The organism is Kitasatospora sp. NPDC056076 (assembly GCF_042266305.1).
Classification (GTDB): Bacteria; Actinomycetota; Actinomycetes; order Streptomycetales; family Streptomycetaceae; genus Kitasatospora.
The window spans coordinates 31,269-43,696 of sequence record NZ_JBHJWG010000009.1; the positions used below are offsets into that span (position 1 = coordinate 31,269).

The following is a 12,428-nucleotide window of genomic DNA, read 5'->3' on the forward strand; positions in this document are numbered from 1 at the left end:
CCGACCCACAGGAGTTGATCAGAATGACCGACGCAGCCGGCGCGCTCAAGCAGGCCATGACCGTCATCGAGGGCGCCATCGGCGCGGCCCTGGTGGACTACAACAGCGGCATGGCGCTCGCCACCCTCGACGGCCCCGGCGGCCTGGACCTCAACGTCGCCGCGGCCGGGAACACCGACGTGATGCGCGCCAAGATGCGCACCATGGACATGCTCGGCCTCCAGGACGGCATCGAGGACATCCTCATCACGCTGAGCACCCAGTACCACCTGATCCGCCCGCTCACCGGCCGCACCGGCAAGGGCCTGTTCCTCTACCTGGCACTGGACAAGGGCCGCGCCAACCTGGCGATGGCCCGCCACCAGCTGGTCAAGATCGAGGCCGACCTGGAGGTCTGACCGGGCACCGGCACGGCCCCGGCGGCGGCTCACGCCCCGCCGGGCCCCGCCCCGCCGGGCCCCGCCCCGCCGGGCCCCGCCCCGCCGGGCCCGGCCCCGTCCAGCCGCGCCCACTGGACCTCCCCGCCGGCCAGCCCCGCGCAGACCGCCCCCTCGGCGCTCAGCACGCTCCACGGCGCGAGCACCGCGTGCGGCGGGACGGACAGCTCACCGCCCTCCGTGAAACCCAGCTCCAGGCCGCCGGCCAGGGTGATCCGGGCGGTGCCGACGGTGCGGCCGACCAGGGCCAGCAGGGTGGGCGTCGGCCGGAAGGTGAGCGCGGGGAAGAAGTGTCCGACCTCCTCCGGCGTGGTGAAGGACGGCGCCGCGAAGCGGAACTCGTGCACCACCCGTACGGTCACCGGCCCGTCGAGCCGCAGGTCCAGCCGGTCGCCTCCGCTGACCGCCTCGACCGTCCGGCCGGCCAGCACCTCAGTGATCGTGTTCTGCATGCTCCCAGTCTTCACCGGCCGACGCGTTCCCAACCACGGGACCGACCGGCCGTCCGCGCACCAGCTCGACCGGTCCGCCCGCCCGCTCCCGGGCCGCGAGGGCCGCGGCCACCCGGTCCCAGGACGGCCCGGAGAGCAGCGTCCGCGCCTCGGCCGGGTCGCACAGCCGCCACTCCACCAGTTCCTGCTCCTGGAGGACGATCGTGCCGAGCGACTCCTCCGTCACCGCGCCGCCGTCGTAGACGTACACCAGCACGGCGGTGTCCTGACCGGTCGCGGGATCGGCCCCGGGATCGGCCGCCGCCCCCGGCAGCCAGTCCAACGCCAGCAGCCGCCCGGGCTCGACCTCCCAGCCCAGCTCCTCGCGGATCTCCCGCCCCGCCGCCGTGCGGGGCGTCTCGCGGTCCGCCTCCACCCCGCCGCCCGGCAGTGTCCAGTACGGCACCCGCCCGCGCGGCCCGTCCCACGGCCGCAGCCGCACCAGCAGCACCCGGCCGTCACCGTCCGTGAAGAGGGCCCGCGCCTTCGCCCGGATCCGCGGCCGGGTGGCGTAGTAGGTGTCCCGGTCCATCGGCGGCTCCAGCGGCTCCAGCGGCTCCGGCGCCTCCGACGGCTGCCCCGCAGCTGACCCCGGCCCCGACCCCGACCCCAGCCCCGGTGCGGCGGCCAGCCCGGTGTACTCCGGCACGGGCCCCTCGGCGGGCAGTGCCCCCAGGGTGTGCCCCACCGGCCGGCTGTCCTCCAGCTCCAGGGGCCCGGCCTCCCGCGGCGCCCGCAGACAGGCCGCCACCCGGCGGGACAGCCGCGGCGGCAGGGCGTGCCCGGCCTCCTCCGCCGTCAGCCAGACCCAGCCGCCGACCTCCGCCGCGTCCGGCCGGATCGCCGACACCTGCTCCGGCGTCAACGCCTCGGCCCAGTACAGGTAGGCCACGATCGGCGGCCGGCTCGGGGACATCGCCCAGTCGACGCACGCCAACGCTCCCAGCCGGGGCGTGAACCCCAGCTCCTCGGCGATCTCCCGCGACGCCGTCTCCCGCGGCGACCGGTCGCCGGGCTCCCACCCGCCACCCGGGATCGCCACCGGATGCTTCCGGTCGTACGGCAGCCGCACCACCAGCACCCGCCCCTGCCTGTCCGGGAACAGCACCCCGGCGGCCGCCATCATCTCTCGTCCCGCCGCACCCGACGCCTCCACCCCGACTCCTTCCACCCCGACTCCTTCCACCCGCTCATCTCCCGGGGGACGACATCCCCACGCGCCCGATGGTTCCCGCCCACCCCGACCACCACCCGGAAGGGACACGCCCCCGCACCGCCGCCCGACCTGCCCTCCCGCCCCGCCCGGCGGGCCGTCACCCCAGGGAGGCCAGGGCCTGGGCGGCCGCTCGGGCCATCTGTTCGTCGTGGCGGGCACTCGATCCGCGGAGGCGGGCGGCGCCTTCGACGGCCGCGAGGGCGAGCAGGCCCGGTAGGAGGTCGGTGCTGCGGGCGGCGAGCCAGCGGGTGCCGCGGGTGGCCATCCACCACAGGTCGGCGGCGAGGCCGGGCGGCGGTTCGACGGGTTCGGCGGCGGGTGGTGGGCCGAGGGGGTGGCCCTGGGTGGCGAGCAGTTCGTGGAAGCGGCGGGCGATCAGGTGGTGTCCTTCGGCGCTGGGGTGGAGGCGGTCGACGCTGAGCAGGCCGCGCTGCTCGCACCAGGGCAGTTCGGCGATGTGCAGGTGGACGGCCCGGTGCCGGGTGGTGAGGGCGTGGACGACGGTGTTGACGGCGCGCATCCGTCGGGCCAGTGGTCGGGCGAGCGGGGCGGGGAGCCGGAGGAGGGTGCCGGGGTCGGGCAGGCAGGCGGTGAGCAGGACGGCGCCGTGGCCGGAGAGTTCGCCGAGGGTGGCGTCGAGTTCCCGGGTGGTGCGGCGGATGTCGAAGCCGGCCCGCAGGGTGTCGTTGCCGCCGACCAGGACCGCCGCCAGCTGGGGCCGAAGGGCGAGTGCCGCCGGGAGTTGACGAGTCGTCAGATCTGCGGTCAGTGCACCGCTGTACGCCAGGTTGGCGAATTCGACGTCCTGGCCCGCGGGGGCCAGTGACCGGGCGAGGACGGCGGCCCAGCCGCGCCACCGTTCGCCGACCTGGTCCCCGACGCCCTCCGTGAGCGAGTCGCCGAGCGCGACGAAGCGCAGCAGTTCGCCCGCGGTGGGCCGGTCGTCGGCGGTCCGGTCAGGCCCCGCGTCGAGCACGCTCATCCCTACTCCTCCCGGTGGCATCGGAGGTCCTGGCCCCGTGCGCGGCCAGGAAGGCGGCCACCGCCGCCGGCCAGCCGTACCGTTCGGCCTGGGCCCGGGCGGCGGCCCGCCGGGCCGGTTCCGGTCGGCGGAGCAACTCCGTGACGGCGGCGGCGAATCCGGCCCCGGTGTCGGCGGCGGCGATCCCGGCGGGCCCGATCAGGCCGGGCAGCGCGGAGGAGCGGCTGACCGCGACGGGGGTGCCGCAGGCCAGTGCCTCCAGGGCGGCCAGTCCGAAGGTCTCCACCGGTCCGGGGGCCAGCACCACGTCCGCGCTGCCCAGCAGTGCGGCCAGCTCCGCCCGCCCGTTCAGGTGCCCGAGGAAGCGTACGGGCAGCCGCAGCCGGGCGGCCCGGGCGGCGAGCCGGGGCCGCAGCGGTCCGGTCCCGGCCACCACCAGGACGGTGGGGAGCCCCCGCGCCCGCAGCCGGGCCAGGGCCTCGACGGCGCGTTCGGGCCGCTTCTCGGCGGAGAGCCGGGAACAGAGCACCAGCAGGACGTCCCCGGGCGCCGCGTACCGGGCCCGTTCCAGCTCCCGTACGGCCGTGGGCAGCGGGCGCATCGCCGCCAGGTCGACCCCGAGCGGGGCCCGGACCAGGTTGGGCACGCCGATCCGGCGGAACTCGGCCGCCGCCCAGTCGGTGGTGCAGAGCACCGAGTCGTAGCCGCGGGCGGTGGCCGCGTTGAGCCGGTCGGCGGCCGCGGCGGCGAGCGGGCCGGGCAGGCCCCAGGTCCGCAGCACTCCGGTGGCGCTCTCGTGCGAGACCATCACCGAGCGGACCCCGTGCCGACGGGCCCAGGCGCCGGTCCAGCGCAGGGTGGTGCGGTCGGAGACCTCCAGTCGGTCGGGGCCGAGCCGGGTCAGTTCGGCGGCGACCGCCCGTCGGTCGGCGAGCAGCCGGTACCCGCCGCTGGCCGGCAGCACCGGGCCGGGCAGGGTGATCACCAGACCCTGCTCGGTGTCCTCCTCGGTGCGCCGCTCGCCGGGCACGATCAGGACGGGCCGGTGTCCGGCGGCCCGGTACCCGGCGCCCAGGTGGCGCAGCGCGGTGCGCAGGCCGCCGGAGACCGGGGTGACGAAGTTGGCGAGCCGCACGATGGTCAGCGGCCCGCCGCGGGGCGGCGCAGTCATGCCGGCAACTCCTCCGGCAGTACGGGCAGCACGGGCAGCACCGGCACCACCGTCCCGGCCGACGCCCCCGGCGACCCGGGCTCGACCTCGACCTCAGTCCCGGCCCCCATCCCGACCTCGGCCCCGATCCCGACCTCGGCCCCGACCCCGGACGGAGCCGCCGAAGGAGCCACCCCCACCCCTCGGTGCTCCGCCAGCACCTCGGCGTAGTGCCGCAGCAGCAGGTCCCCGACCGCCTCCCAGGTCCGGGCGGTCACCTCGGCCCGTCCGGCCTGCCCGTACCGGGCCCGCCGGGCCGGGTCGGCGGCCAGTTCGGCGACGGCCCGGGCGACCGCCGCGCCGTCGCGGGGCGGCACCAGCAGTCCGGTGCGGTGGTGGGAGACCAGGTCGAGCGGGCCGCCGGCGGCCGGGCCGATCACGGGGACGCCGCTGGCCATCGCCTCCTGGATGGTCTGGCAGAAGGTCTCCAGCGGGCCGGTGTGGACGAACACGTCGAGGGTGGCGAAACATCGCGCGAGTTCCTCGCCGGTGCGGCGCCCGAGGAACACCGCGCCGGGCATGGCGGCCCTGAGGCCGGGCGCCGAGGGGCCGTCCCCGACCACCACCACCCGCACCCCGGGCAGCGCGGAGGCGGCGGCCAGCAGGTCGACCCGCTTCTCGGGCGCCAGCCGCCCGACGTACCCGACCAGCACCTCCCCGCCGGGGGCGAGGGCCCGGTGCAGGGCCTCGTCCCGGTGCCGGGGGTGGAAGCGCACCGAGTCCACCCCGCGCGGCCACAGCTGGACCCGGGGCACCCCGTGCGCGGTGAGGTCCTGGGCGGCGGGGGTGGACGGCGCCAGCGTGCGGGCGGCGGCCCGGTGCACGGCCCGGATGCGCCGCCAGGCGGCGGCCTCGCCGAGCCCGCGTCCGGCCCGGTAGGCGTGGGCGTACCCGGCGAGGTCGGTCTGGTAGACGGCGACGGCGGGCACGCCGAGCCGGGCCGCGACCTGCATGCCGCGCGCACCCAGGACGAACGGGCTGGCCAGGTGGACGATGTCGGGCCGGTGCCCGGCCAGCGCGGCCGCCAGCTGCCGGCTCGGCAGGGCGATCCGCACCTGCGGGTACCCGGGCAGCGGCACCGACGGGATCCGCACGACGGGGATCCGTTCCGCGTCGGCGCCGGAGCCGAAGGTCTGCGGCGGGCACTGGGCGCCCCGGGCCGGTGCGGGGGTGACGACGAGGGGCCGGTGGCCCCGACGGAGCAGGTGCTCGGCCGTCCGCAGCACGCTGTGGGCGACTCCGTTGACCTCGGGAGGGAAGGATTCGGTGACGATGGCGACGCGCATGCCTGTGTTGTCTCCGCGCACGGCGTGCACCCGGCCAAAGGGATCTGTCGTACAAGCGAACGCGGGTCGGCGATTTGCACCGCCGACCCGCGCCCCGGCACCGCCGCGTCACATCGACCCGGCCGCCTCCTTGAGCTCCGCGTACGGCGCGAGCTTACGGATCGACTCGATGCTCTTCAGGCAGTCGTCCTTGCTCTCCTGCGGGTCACCGGTCACCACGACGGTCCCGTTGCTCGCCTTGAGCCGGAACCGGTGCATCCCGCTCTCGTCCGTGTACAGCTCGAACTTCCCAGCCATGCCGTCAACAGCCTTTCGCTCGATGGCCCCCTGGGACCGCACCGTAGGCCCAAATCCGTTGGAACGCTCGCCAGTTGACCCAGCCGGGTGGCGACCGTTCGAGTCGCGGAGCCGACCTCCGGCTCAGCCGGCGGCGCGGTTCGCGGTGGCGCGCAGGGACCCGAGCAGGGCGAGGGCCTGGGCGCTGGAACTGCCGGGCTCCGCCTGGTAGACGACCAGTTGCTGGCCGGGAGCGTCGCGCACGTCGAAGGCCTGGTAGGTGAGGGTCAGCGGGCCGACGTCCGGGTGGAGGAAGTGCTTGGCCTCCTGGGTCTTTCCGCGTACGGCGTGGGCGTTCCACAGCCGGGTGAAGTCGGTGCTGTGGTCGGTGGGGGTGCGGACGAGTGCGTGCAGCCGGGGGCTGTCCGGGTCGAGCCCGGCGGCCTGCCGCAGATGGCCCACGACGGCTTGGGCCGTGTGGCCCCACCGTTCGTGGAACTGCCGGCCCGCCGGGTCGAGGAAGGCCATCCGGGCGAGGTTGTCCATCCGCTCGAAGGGCGAGTGCAGGGCCTCGGCCAGGGCGTTGGCCGCCAGGACGTCCAGGGTCCGGTTGATGACGAAGGCCGGGGCGGCGGGGTAGCCGTCCAGCAGCTGGCGCAGGGCGGGGCCGACCAGGTCGGTGGTGTGGGCGAACCGGCTGCCCGGCACCGTCCCCGCCAGCTGGTGCAGGTGCGCGTGCCCGTCCGGGTCGAGCCGCAGGGCGCGGCCGAGCGCGTCGAGGACCTGGGCCGACGGGTGGCGTTCCCGCCCCTGTTCCAGACGGGTGTAGTAGTCCGCGTTCACCCCGGCCAGGACGGCGACCTCCTCCCGGCGCAGTCCGGCGACCCTGCGCACCCCGTGGCTCGCCACGCCGGCGTCCTGCGGCAGCAGGGCCGCGCGGCGTGCGCGCAGGAACTCTCCCAGATGGTTGTCGGTCACGTCCTCACCCTAGGTGGCGCCGCCCGGGCCCTGCCTGGGTGCACCGCACCCAGGCAGGACACGTCCTGGTCGGTCGCCCGCGCCCCGCCCAGACTCGGTCCGGCGGAACGGATCCGCATCCGTCGACGAACCCCGTGCTCCACCAGGAGGAGAAGCAGGCATGACGCAGACATCCAAGGTCGTACTGGTCACCGGGGCGAGCAGCGGCATCGGGGAGGCCACCGCCCGCCGGCTCGCCGCCGACGGCCACCGGCTGTTCCTCGGGGCCCGGCGCACCGACCGCCTCGACGCGCTCACCGGCGAGCTGGCCGCCGCGGGCGCCACCGCGGCGTTCCGGCGCCTCGACGTCACGGACGCCGCCGACGTCCGGGCCTTCGTGGCCGCCGCCGGTGAGCGCTACGGCCGGGTCGACGTCCTGGTCAACAACGCCGGAGTGATGCCGCTGTCGCCCCTGGAGGCGCTGAGGACGGACGAGTGGGACCGCATGATCGACGTGAACGTGAGGGGAGTCCTGCACGGCATCGCCGCCGCGCTGCCCGTGATGCGGGCCCAGGGCGGCGGGCACGTCGTGAACATCGCGTCCGTCGGCGCGTACGAGGTCTCGCCCACCGCCGCCGTCTACTGCGCCACCAAGTTCGCCGTCCGAGCGATCTCCGAAGGGCTGCGCCAGGAGTCGGCCGGCGACATCCGGGTCACCCTCGTCTCTCCCGGCGTGACCGAGTCCGAACTCGCCGACGGCATCGCGGACCCCGCCGCGCGGGAGGCCATGAAGGCGTACCGCGCCGTGGCCATTCCCGCCTCCGCGGTGGCGGGGGCCATCGCCTACGCGGTGTCCCAGCCCCGGGAGGTCGACGTCAACGAGCTGGTCGTCCGCCCCGCGGCGAGCGCCCAGTGACCAGTCCGCGTCGGTGGGCGGGGCGACGCGGACCGACCGGTGCAGGCAGTCCTGTGCGGGTCCGGTCCCCTCACTCGATCTGACGAACCGCGCGCTGCGGTCCACCGAGTCGTCCGCGGCTGGCTGGATACTCCGGGATCACGTGTGTGCACCGGCCGTGGCGGGGCGCGGGCGCACGCCTCCCAACTGCGGAAGGACACCGGATCATGCAGTCGATTCCCGGCCCCGGCGGCCCCGGCGGCGAACAGGGCGCGGTCGGCGGGCCGACCGGCACGACCACGGTCATGCCGGCCCGCCCCCACGTGCCGTCCCCGGACGGGCCCAGGGCCGGCGGGTACACCTGGCCCGGGCTGGACGAGGAGTTCACCCGGGAGGTCGTCGCGATCGCGCGGACGGCCGAGGGACGCGAGCTGGCCGAGTCGCAGGTCTTCGAGATCGTCCGGGCGCAGCCGCAGCCGCAGGGGCTGCCGCTGCGGGTGCGCCCGCAGCTGCGCCGCGAGCTGGACGCGTTCGTCGCCTCGTACCACCGGGTGATCGAGACGCTGGTGGCCGCCTGGGACCACGACCGCGACCTGCGCGAGGTGCTGACGCTTCCCCAGGTGCTGCGCGAGCACGTGGACGCCGCCCGCGACACCCGGGTGCACCTGCTGCGGATCGACCTGCTGCCCCAGGCCGACGGCACGCTGCGGGTGCTGGAGACCAACGCCAACTGCCCGGGGGGCCTGCCCGGGGCCGGCCGGGGCCGGGCGGCCTGGCGGTCGCTGCTGGCCCGGCACGGCGTCGACGTGCCGGGCCCGCTGCCGGCCGACGACCCGCTCTGGCCGGGGAGTTGGCTGCTGCGCCTGGCGGAGCAGCACACCGGGACCCGTCCGGAGACCGTGGCCCTGCTCTGCCCGGACGGCAGCTACCGCGCCGACACCCGTGACTACGACACCGCCCTGACGGCCCTGGGCGTCCGGGTCCTGCACGCGGACCCGCGCGAGATCTCGCTCGACGGGCGCGGGGGCGTCGTCGTAAGCGGGGAAGCGGTGCGGCACGCGTTCGCCAAGGTCGGCATCCAGGACCTGCTGCGGATGGGCGACGGCGCGGCGTCCTACCTGGAGGCCGTGCGCGAGGGCCGGCTGTTCGTGCAGAACGGGCTGCGCGGACGCCTGATCGGCGACAACAAGCTGTGCCTCGCCGTGCTCTCCGACCCGCGCTTCGCCCACCTCTTCGACGCCGCCGACTACCGCCGGGTCCGTCCGGCGATCCCGTGGTCGCGCAACCTCGCGCACTGCGACGCGGCGACGCTGCACGCCGTCGTCCGCGACCGCGACCGCTACGTCCTCAAGCGCCCGCTGGACACCCGCGGCAACGGTGTGGTGATCGGCCGGGAGGCCGCCGACGCACCGGCCTGGGAGGCCGCCGTCGACCTCGCGGGCGCCGAGGGCTGGCTCGTCCAGGAGTACGTGACCAGCCCCCACCTCCTCGGGGTCGTGGACGGGCCGGCCCCCCGCCACGACGTGGCCCTGGGCGCCGTCGACGGCCGGCTGGTCTCGGCCTTCTCCCGCGCCGGTTACGGGGAGCGCCACAACGTCGCGGGCTCCGGACGGCCGCACCCGCTGTACCTGTGAGCCGGCCGGTCGAGGTGGTCCCGCCCCCGGGGCCGGCCGCTCCCGCCCGGCCCCGGTCCCGGCCCCGGCCGCGGCCGCTGGTCAGCGTCTGGCGGCAGCGGAACTTCCAGGTCCTGTGGTCGGCGCACACCGTCAGCGAGTTCGGGACGCGGATCACGTTCTTCGTCATCCCCGTGCTCGCCCTGACGACCCTGTCCGCCTCGACCGGCCAGCTGGGACTCGTCTCGGCGATGGAGTCCCTGCCGTTCCTCCTGGTCGGCCTGCCGGCGGGCGCGCTGCTCGACCGGTGGGACCGCCGGCGGGTGATGGTCGTGGCGGACGTCGGCCGGGCCGTGACCATCGCCCTGCTGCCGGTGGCCCACCTCGCCGGGGTGCTGAGCGTGCCGCTGCTCTGCGCGGTCGGGTTCGCCATCGGGCTGTGCACGGTCTTCTTCGACATCGCCGACCAGGCGTTCCTGCCGACGGTCGTGGCGCGGGAGCAGACCCCGGACGGCAACAGCCGGCTGGAGTTCTCCCGCTCGACGGCGGAGCTGGCGGGCCCCAGCATCGGCGGCCTGCTGCTGCAGACCGTCGCCGCGCCCCTGGTCCTGGCCGTCAACTCGGTGAGCTACCTGGTGTCCGCGCTGCTCCTCTGCCTCATCCGGACGCCCCGGGTGCCGGTGCCGCGGACGAGGGAGCGGATGCGCACCCGGATCGCCGAGGGGCTGCGGTTCGTCTTCGGCCACCGGACCCTGCGCTCGCTGACCCTGGCCACGGGCATCAGCAACCTCGTCGGCCTGAGCGGCGCGCTGGGCGCCGTCCTGACCGCGTACGCGCTGCGCGACCTGCGGCTCTCGCCGGGCGAACTCGGGCTGGCCCTGAGCCTGGGCAACTGCGGTGCGCTGCTGGGGGCCACGCTCAGCGGCCGGGTCATCCGGCGCGTGGGCCTCGGCCCCGTCCTGGTCGCGGCCAAGTCCATGTCGGGGATCGCCGTGCTGGTGCTCGCGACCGCCGCGCCGGCCCGTGCCGTGCCGACCCTGGGCGTCGCGACCGGCATCATGGCCTGCGGCATCACCGTCTACAACATCGGCCAGGTGAGCCTGCGCCAGGCCATCACCCCCACCGGCCTGCAAGGCCGGATGAACGCCTCCGTGCGGTTCGCCATCTGGGGCACCCGCCCGCTCGGGGCACTGGCCGGCGGCTACCTCGGCTCGGTCCTCGGCACCCGCCCCACGCTGTGGACGATCGCCGGGATCGGCCTGCTCTCCTGCCTGCCCCTGATCGCGACCGCGGACCTCCGGACGCTGCGGGCCTTCCCGTCCCGGCCGGCCGACTGAACGCGGGCCTAGCCCTCGGACTTCCCGGCCAGGCCGGTGATCGTCGCGGTGAGGATGCGGGCGAGCCGGGGTTCGACCTCGACGACGGCGTGGGCGAGGCGGGGGTCGCTGCGGTAGAGGGCGGCGACCTCGGGGCCCGGGTTGGCGATCTGCCACATGGCGCCGGCGAGGGAGACGGCGGTGGCGAACAGGTCGGTGACGTCCTGGTCGTCGAGAGTGGGGAGTTGTTCCCGTAGCGCGGCGGTGACGGGTTCGCGGGCGGCGACCGTGGCGAGCTTGAACTCGCGGACCGCGTCGACGGAGACGTGGCGTTCGAGGTTGAGCGGTGCGTGGGCGAGCAGGTCGCAGAAGCTCCCGCGCTCGGCGAGGGTGGCGGCGAAGGCCCGGGCGACGGTCGCCGGGCTCGGGTCCCCGGTCTCCCGCAGCCGCGCGGTGAGGGCCTGCGACCACTCGGCCCAGCCCTCGGCGGTGAGGCGCAGGAAGATCTCCTCGCGCGTCTCGAAGTACCGCAGCAGGGCCGACTTGTGCATGCCGACGGCGGAGGCGATGTCGGTCAGGGTGATCTCCCTGACGCCGCGCTCGCGGCCGAGTGCCGCGGCCGCTTCCAGGATCGCGGCTTCGCGTCGGCGCTTGGCCTCGGGCGAGCGTGCGCGCTGGAACTCCGGTGTGTCTGCCATCCACCCATGGTAGAGCAACGGTGTTGCCGTATTACCGCAACGGCGTTGCACTATTAGCGCAACGGTGTTCTACTAATGGCACGGCACGACACGGCACGCCGGAGAACGCGGAGGAGAGTCATGGAGAGCACGAAGAGCATGGAGAACGCGGAGAGCGCACGCCGCCCCGAGGCGCGGGTCTGGTTCGTCACCGGCAGCTCGCGCGGCTTCGGCCGGAGCCTGGTGCGCGCGGCACTGGAGGCCGGTGACCTGGTGGTCGCGACGGCCCGGCGGCCGGAGCAGCTGGCCGACCTCGTCGAGGAGTTCGGTGAGCGCGTCCGCCCGGTGGCGCTCGACGTCACCGATCCGGCGGCGGCCCGGGCGGCCGTCGCCCAGGCGCGGGAGGCCTTCGGCCGGATCGACGTGCTGGTCAACAACGCCGGGTACGCCAACGTCTCGCCGATCGAGACCACCGAGGACGCCGACTTCCGGGCCCAGTTCGAGACGAACTTCTGGGGCGTCTACCACGTCACCAAGGCTGCGATCCCGCTGCTGCGCGAGCAGAAGGGGGGCCTGGTGATGCAGTTCTCCTCGGTGGGCGGGCGGGTCGGCGGTTCGCCGGGCATCGCCTCGTACCAGGCGGCGAAGTTCGCCATCGACGGGTTCAGCCGGGTTCTGCGGGCCGAGCTCGCGCCGTTCGGCGTGAAGGTGCTGGTGGTCGAGCCGAGCGGCTTCCGCACCGACTGGGCGGGGGCGTCGATGGTGGTGCACGAGGTCCCGGAGGCCTACGCGGGAACGGTCGGCGCGGTCAACGAGCGGCTGCGCAAGGGTGTGGACGGCGCCGCCGGCGATCCGGACCGGGCTGCCGAGATCCTGGTACGGATGGCCGGGCGCCGCGATGTCCCGGACCACCTGCCGCTGGGGGTCAACGCGGCCGAGGGCTCGATCGCGCAGGACCGCCGGCTGCTGGAGGAGGACAGCCGGTGGCGCGAGGTCTCCCGCTCGGCCGACTTCACCGAGCCCTACCCGGTGGCCTTCCCCGCGGACTCGGAGGGGTGAGCGGGGCCGGGGG

General features: G+C 75.5%; 13 protein-coding genes. 5 read left to right on the top strand and 8 right to left on the bottom strand.

All coding sequences use genetic code 11. From position 1 onward, the window contains the following. The first annotated feature begins 23 nt into the window (after nucleotides 1-23). On the top strand, nucleotides 24-398 hold the full coding sequence (locus tag ACFC1T_RS09880; RefSeq protein ID WP_375885872.1) for a hypothetical protein: 375 nt from the start codon (nucleotides 24-26) through the stop codon (nucleotides 396-398). A 29-nt stretch (nucleotides 399-427) separates the two neighbouring features. Here the strand turns inward: ACFC1T_RS09880 and ACFC1T_RS09885 are convergent, their stop codons facing one another. The 7 genes from ACFC1T_RS09885 to ACFC1T_RS09915 form a co-directional block, all read right to left on the bottom strand. Further along, nucleotides 428-889, bottom strand: coding sequence for a DUF6188 family protein (locus ACFC1T_RS09885; protein WP_375885875.1), 462 nt, complete (start codon nucleotides 887-889; stop codon nucleotides 428-430). Continuing rightward, the gene (locus ACFC1T_RS09890) at nucleotides 870-2,099 is read right to left on the bottom strand and encodes an NUDIX domain-containing protein (RefSeq protein ID WP_375885877.1); all 1,230 of its coding nucleotides are present in this window, start codon (nucleotides 2,097-2,099) and stop codon (nucleotides 870-872) included. The genes ACFC1T_RS09885 and ACFC1T_RS09890 overlap by 20 nt, the downstream gene beginning before the upstream one ends. A gap of 142 nt (nucleotides 2,100-2,241) precedes the next feature. Further along, a complete protein-coding gene (locus ACFC1T_RS09895) occupies nucleotides 2,242-3,126 on the bottom strand; it encodes an SGNH/GDSL hydrolase family protein (RefSeq protein WP_375885880.1) in 885 nt (294 codons plus the stop codon). Further along, the gene (locus tag ACFC1T_RS09900) at nucleotides 3,101-4,297 is read right to left on the bottom strand and encodes a glycosyltransferase (RefSeq protein ID WP_375885882.1); all 1,197 of its coding nucleotides are present in this window, start codon (nucleotides 4,295-4,297) and stop codon (nucleotides 3,101-3,103) included. Before ACFC1T_RS09900 ends, ACFC1T_RS09895 begins: the two co-directional genes overlap by 26 nt. Next, on the bottom strand, nucleotides 4,294-5,622 hold the full coding sequence (locus ACFC1T_RS09905; protein ID WP_375885885.1) for a glycosyltransferase family 4 protein: 1,329 nt from the start codon (nucleotides 5,620-5,622) through the stop codon (nucleotides 4,294-4,296). Before ACFC1T_RS09905 ends, ACFC1T_RS09900 begins: the two co-directional genes overlap by 4 nt. A 108-nt stretch (nucleotides 5,623-5,730) precedes the next feature. Next, nucleotides 5,731-5,919 (bottom strand): YegP family protein, encoded by a 189-nt coding sequence (locus ACFC1T_RS09910; RefSeq protein ID WP_375885888.1) that lies wholly within the window; start codon nucleotides 5,917-5,919, stop codon nucleotides 5,731-5,733. Between the two features lie 123 nt (nucleotides 5,920-6,042). Continuing rightward, nucleotides 6,043-6,876, bottom strand: coding sequence for a helix-turn-helix transcriptional regulator (locus ACFC1T_RS09915; RefSeq protein ID WP_375885890.1), 834 nt, complete (start codon nucleotides 6,874-6,876; stop codon nucleotides 6,043-6,045). Nucleotides 6,877-7,036: 160 nt separating this feature from the next. Here ACFC1T_RS09915 and ACFC1T_RS09920 point away from each other — a divergent pair, with 160 nt between their 5' ends. The 3 genes from ACFC1T_RS09920 (at nucleotide 7,037) to ACFC1T_RS09930 (ending at nucleotide 10,700) form a co-directional block, all read left to right on the top strand. Then, on the top strand, nucleotides 7,037-7,771 hold the full coding sequence (locus ACFC1T_RS09920; protein ID WP_375885893.1) for an SDR family oxidoreductase: 735 nt from the start codon (nucleotides 7,037-7,039) through the stop codon (nucleotides 7,769-7,771). A 206-nt stretch (nucleotides 7,772-7,977) separates the two neighbouring features. Then, nucleotides 7,978-9,384 (top strand): hypothetical protein, encoded by a 1,407-nt coding sequence (locus ACFC1T_RS09925; RefSeq protein ID WP_375885896.1) that lies wholly within the window; start codon nucleotides 7,978-7,980, stop codon nucleotides 9,382-9,384. Further along, nucleotides 9,381-10,700: an MFS transporter gene (locus ACFC1T_RS09930; protein ID WP_375885898.1), complete on the top strand. Its 1,320-nt coding sequence runs from the start codon at nucleotides 9,381-9,383 to the stop codon at nucleotides 10,698-10,700. The genes ACFC1T_RS09925 and ACFC1T_RS09930 overlap by 4 nt, the downstream gene beginning before the upstream one ends. 8 nt (nucleotides 10,701-10,708) lie before the next feature. On the opposite strand, the gene ACFC1T_RS09935 is transcribed toward ACFC1T_RS09930, so the two are convergent. Then, the gene (locus ACFC1T_RS09935) at nucleotides 10,709-11,377 is read right to left on the bottom strand and encodes a TetR family transcriptional regulator (protein WP_375885901.1); all 669 of its coding nucleotides are present in this window, start codon (nucleotides 11,375-11,377) and stop codon (nucleotides 10,709-10,711) included. 120 nt (nucleotides 11,378-11,497) lie between these two features. On the opposite strand from ACFC1T_RS09935, the gene ACFC1T_RS09940 reads away from it, so the two are divergent. Then, the gene (locus tag ACFC1T_RS09940; RefSeq protein ID WP_375885903.1) at nucleotides 11,498-12,415 is read left to right on the top strand and encodes an SDR family NAD(P)-dependent oxidoreductase; all 918 of its coding nucleotides are present in this window, start codon (nucleotides 11,498-11,500) and stop codon (nucleotides 12,413-12,415) included. Nucleotides 12,416-12,428: the final 13 nt, after the last annotated feature.

Bases quoted from the DNA above. Each gene is read 5' to 3' on its own strand.
- ACFC1T_RS09880 (WP_375885872.1), top strand. From the start codon at position 24: ATGACCGACGCAGCCGGCGCGCTCAAGCAGGCCATGACCGTCATCGAG.
- ACFC1T_RS09885 (WP_375885875.1), bottom strand. From the start codon at position 889: ATGCAGAACACGATCACTGAGGTGCTGGCCGGCCGGACGGTCGAGGCG.
- ACFC1T_RS09895 (WP_375885880.1), bottom strand. From the start codon at position 3,126: ATGAGCGTGCTCGACGCGGGGCCTGACCGGACCGCCGACGACCGGCCC.
- ACFC1T_RS09900 (WP_375885882.1), bottom strand. From the start codon at position 4,297: ATGACTGCGCCGCCCCGCGGCGGGCCGCTGACCATCGTGCGGCTCGCC.
- ACFC1T_RS09905 (WP_375885885.1), bottom strand. From the start codon at position 5,622: ATGCGCGTCGCCATCGTCACCGAATCCTTCCCTCCCGAGGTCAACGGA.
- ACFC1T_RS09910 (WP_375885888.1), bottom strand. From the start codon at position 5,919: ATGGCTGGGAAGTTCGAGCTGTACACGGACGAGAGCGGGATGCACCGG.
- ACFC1T_RS09920 (WP_375885893.1), top strand. From the start codon at position 7,037: ATGACGCAGACATCCAAGGTCGTACTGGTCACCGGGGCGAGCAGCGGC.
- ACFC1T_RS09925 (WP_375885896.1), top strand. From the start codon at position 7,978: ATGCAGTCGATTCCCGGCCCCGGCGGCCCCGGCGGCGAACAGGGCGCG.
- ACFC1T_RS09935 (WP_375885901.1), bottom strand. From the start codon at position 11,377: ATGGCAGACACACCGGAGTTCCAGCGCGCACGCTCGCCCGAGGCCAAG.
- ACFC1T_RS09940 (WP_375885903.1), top strand. From the start codon at position 11,498: ATGGAGAGCACGAAGAGCATGGAGAACGCGGAGAGCGCACGCCGCCCC.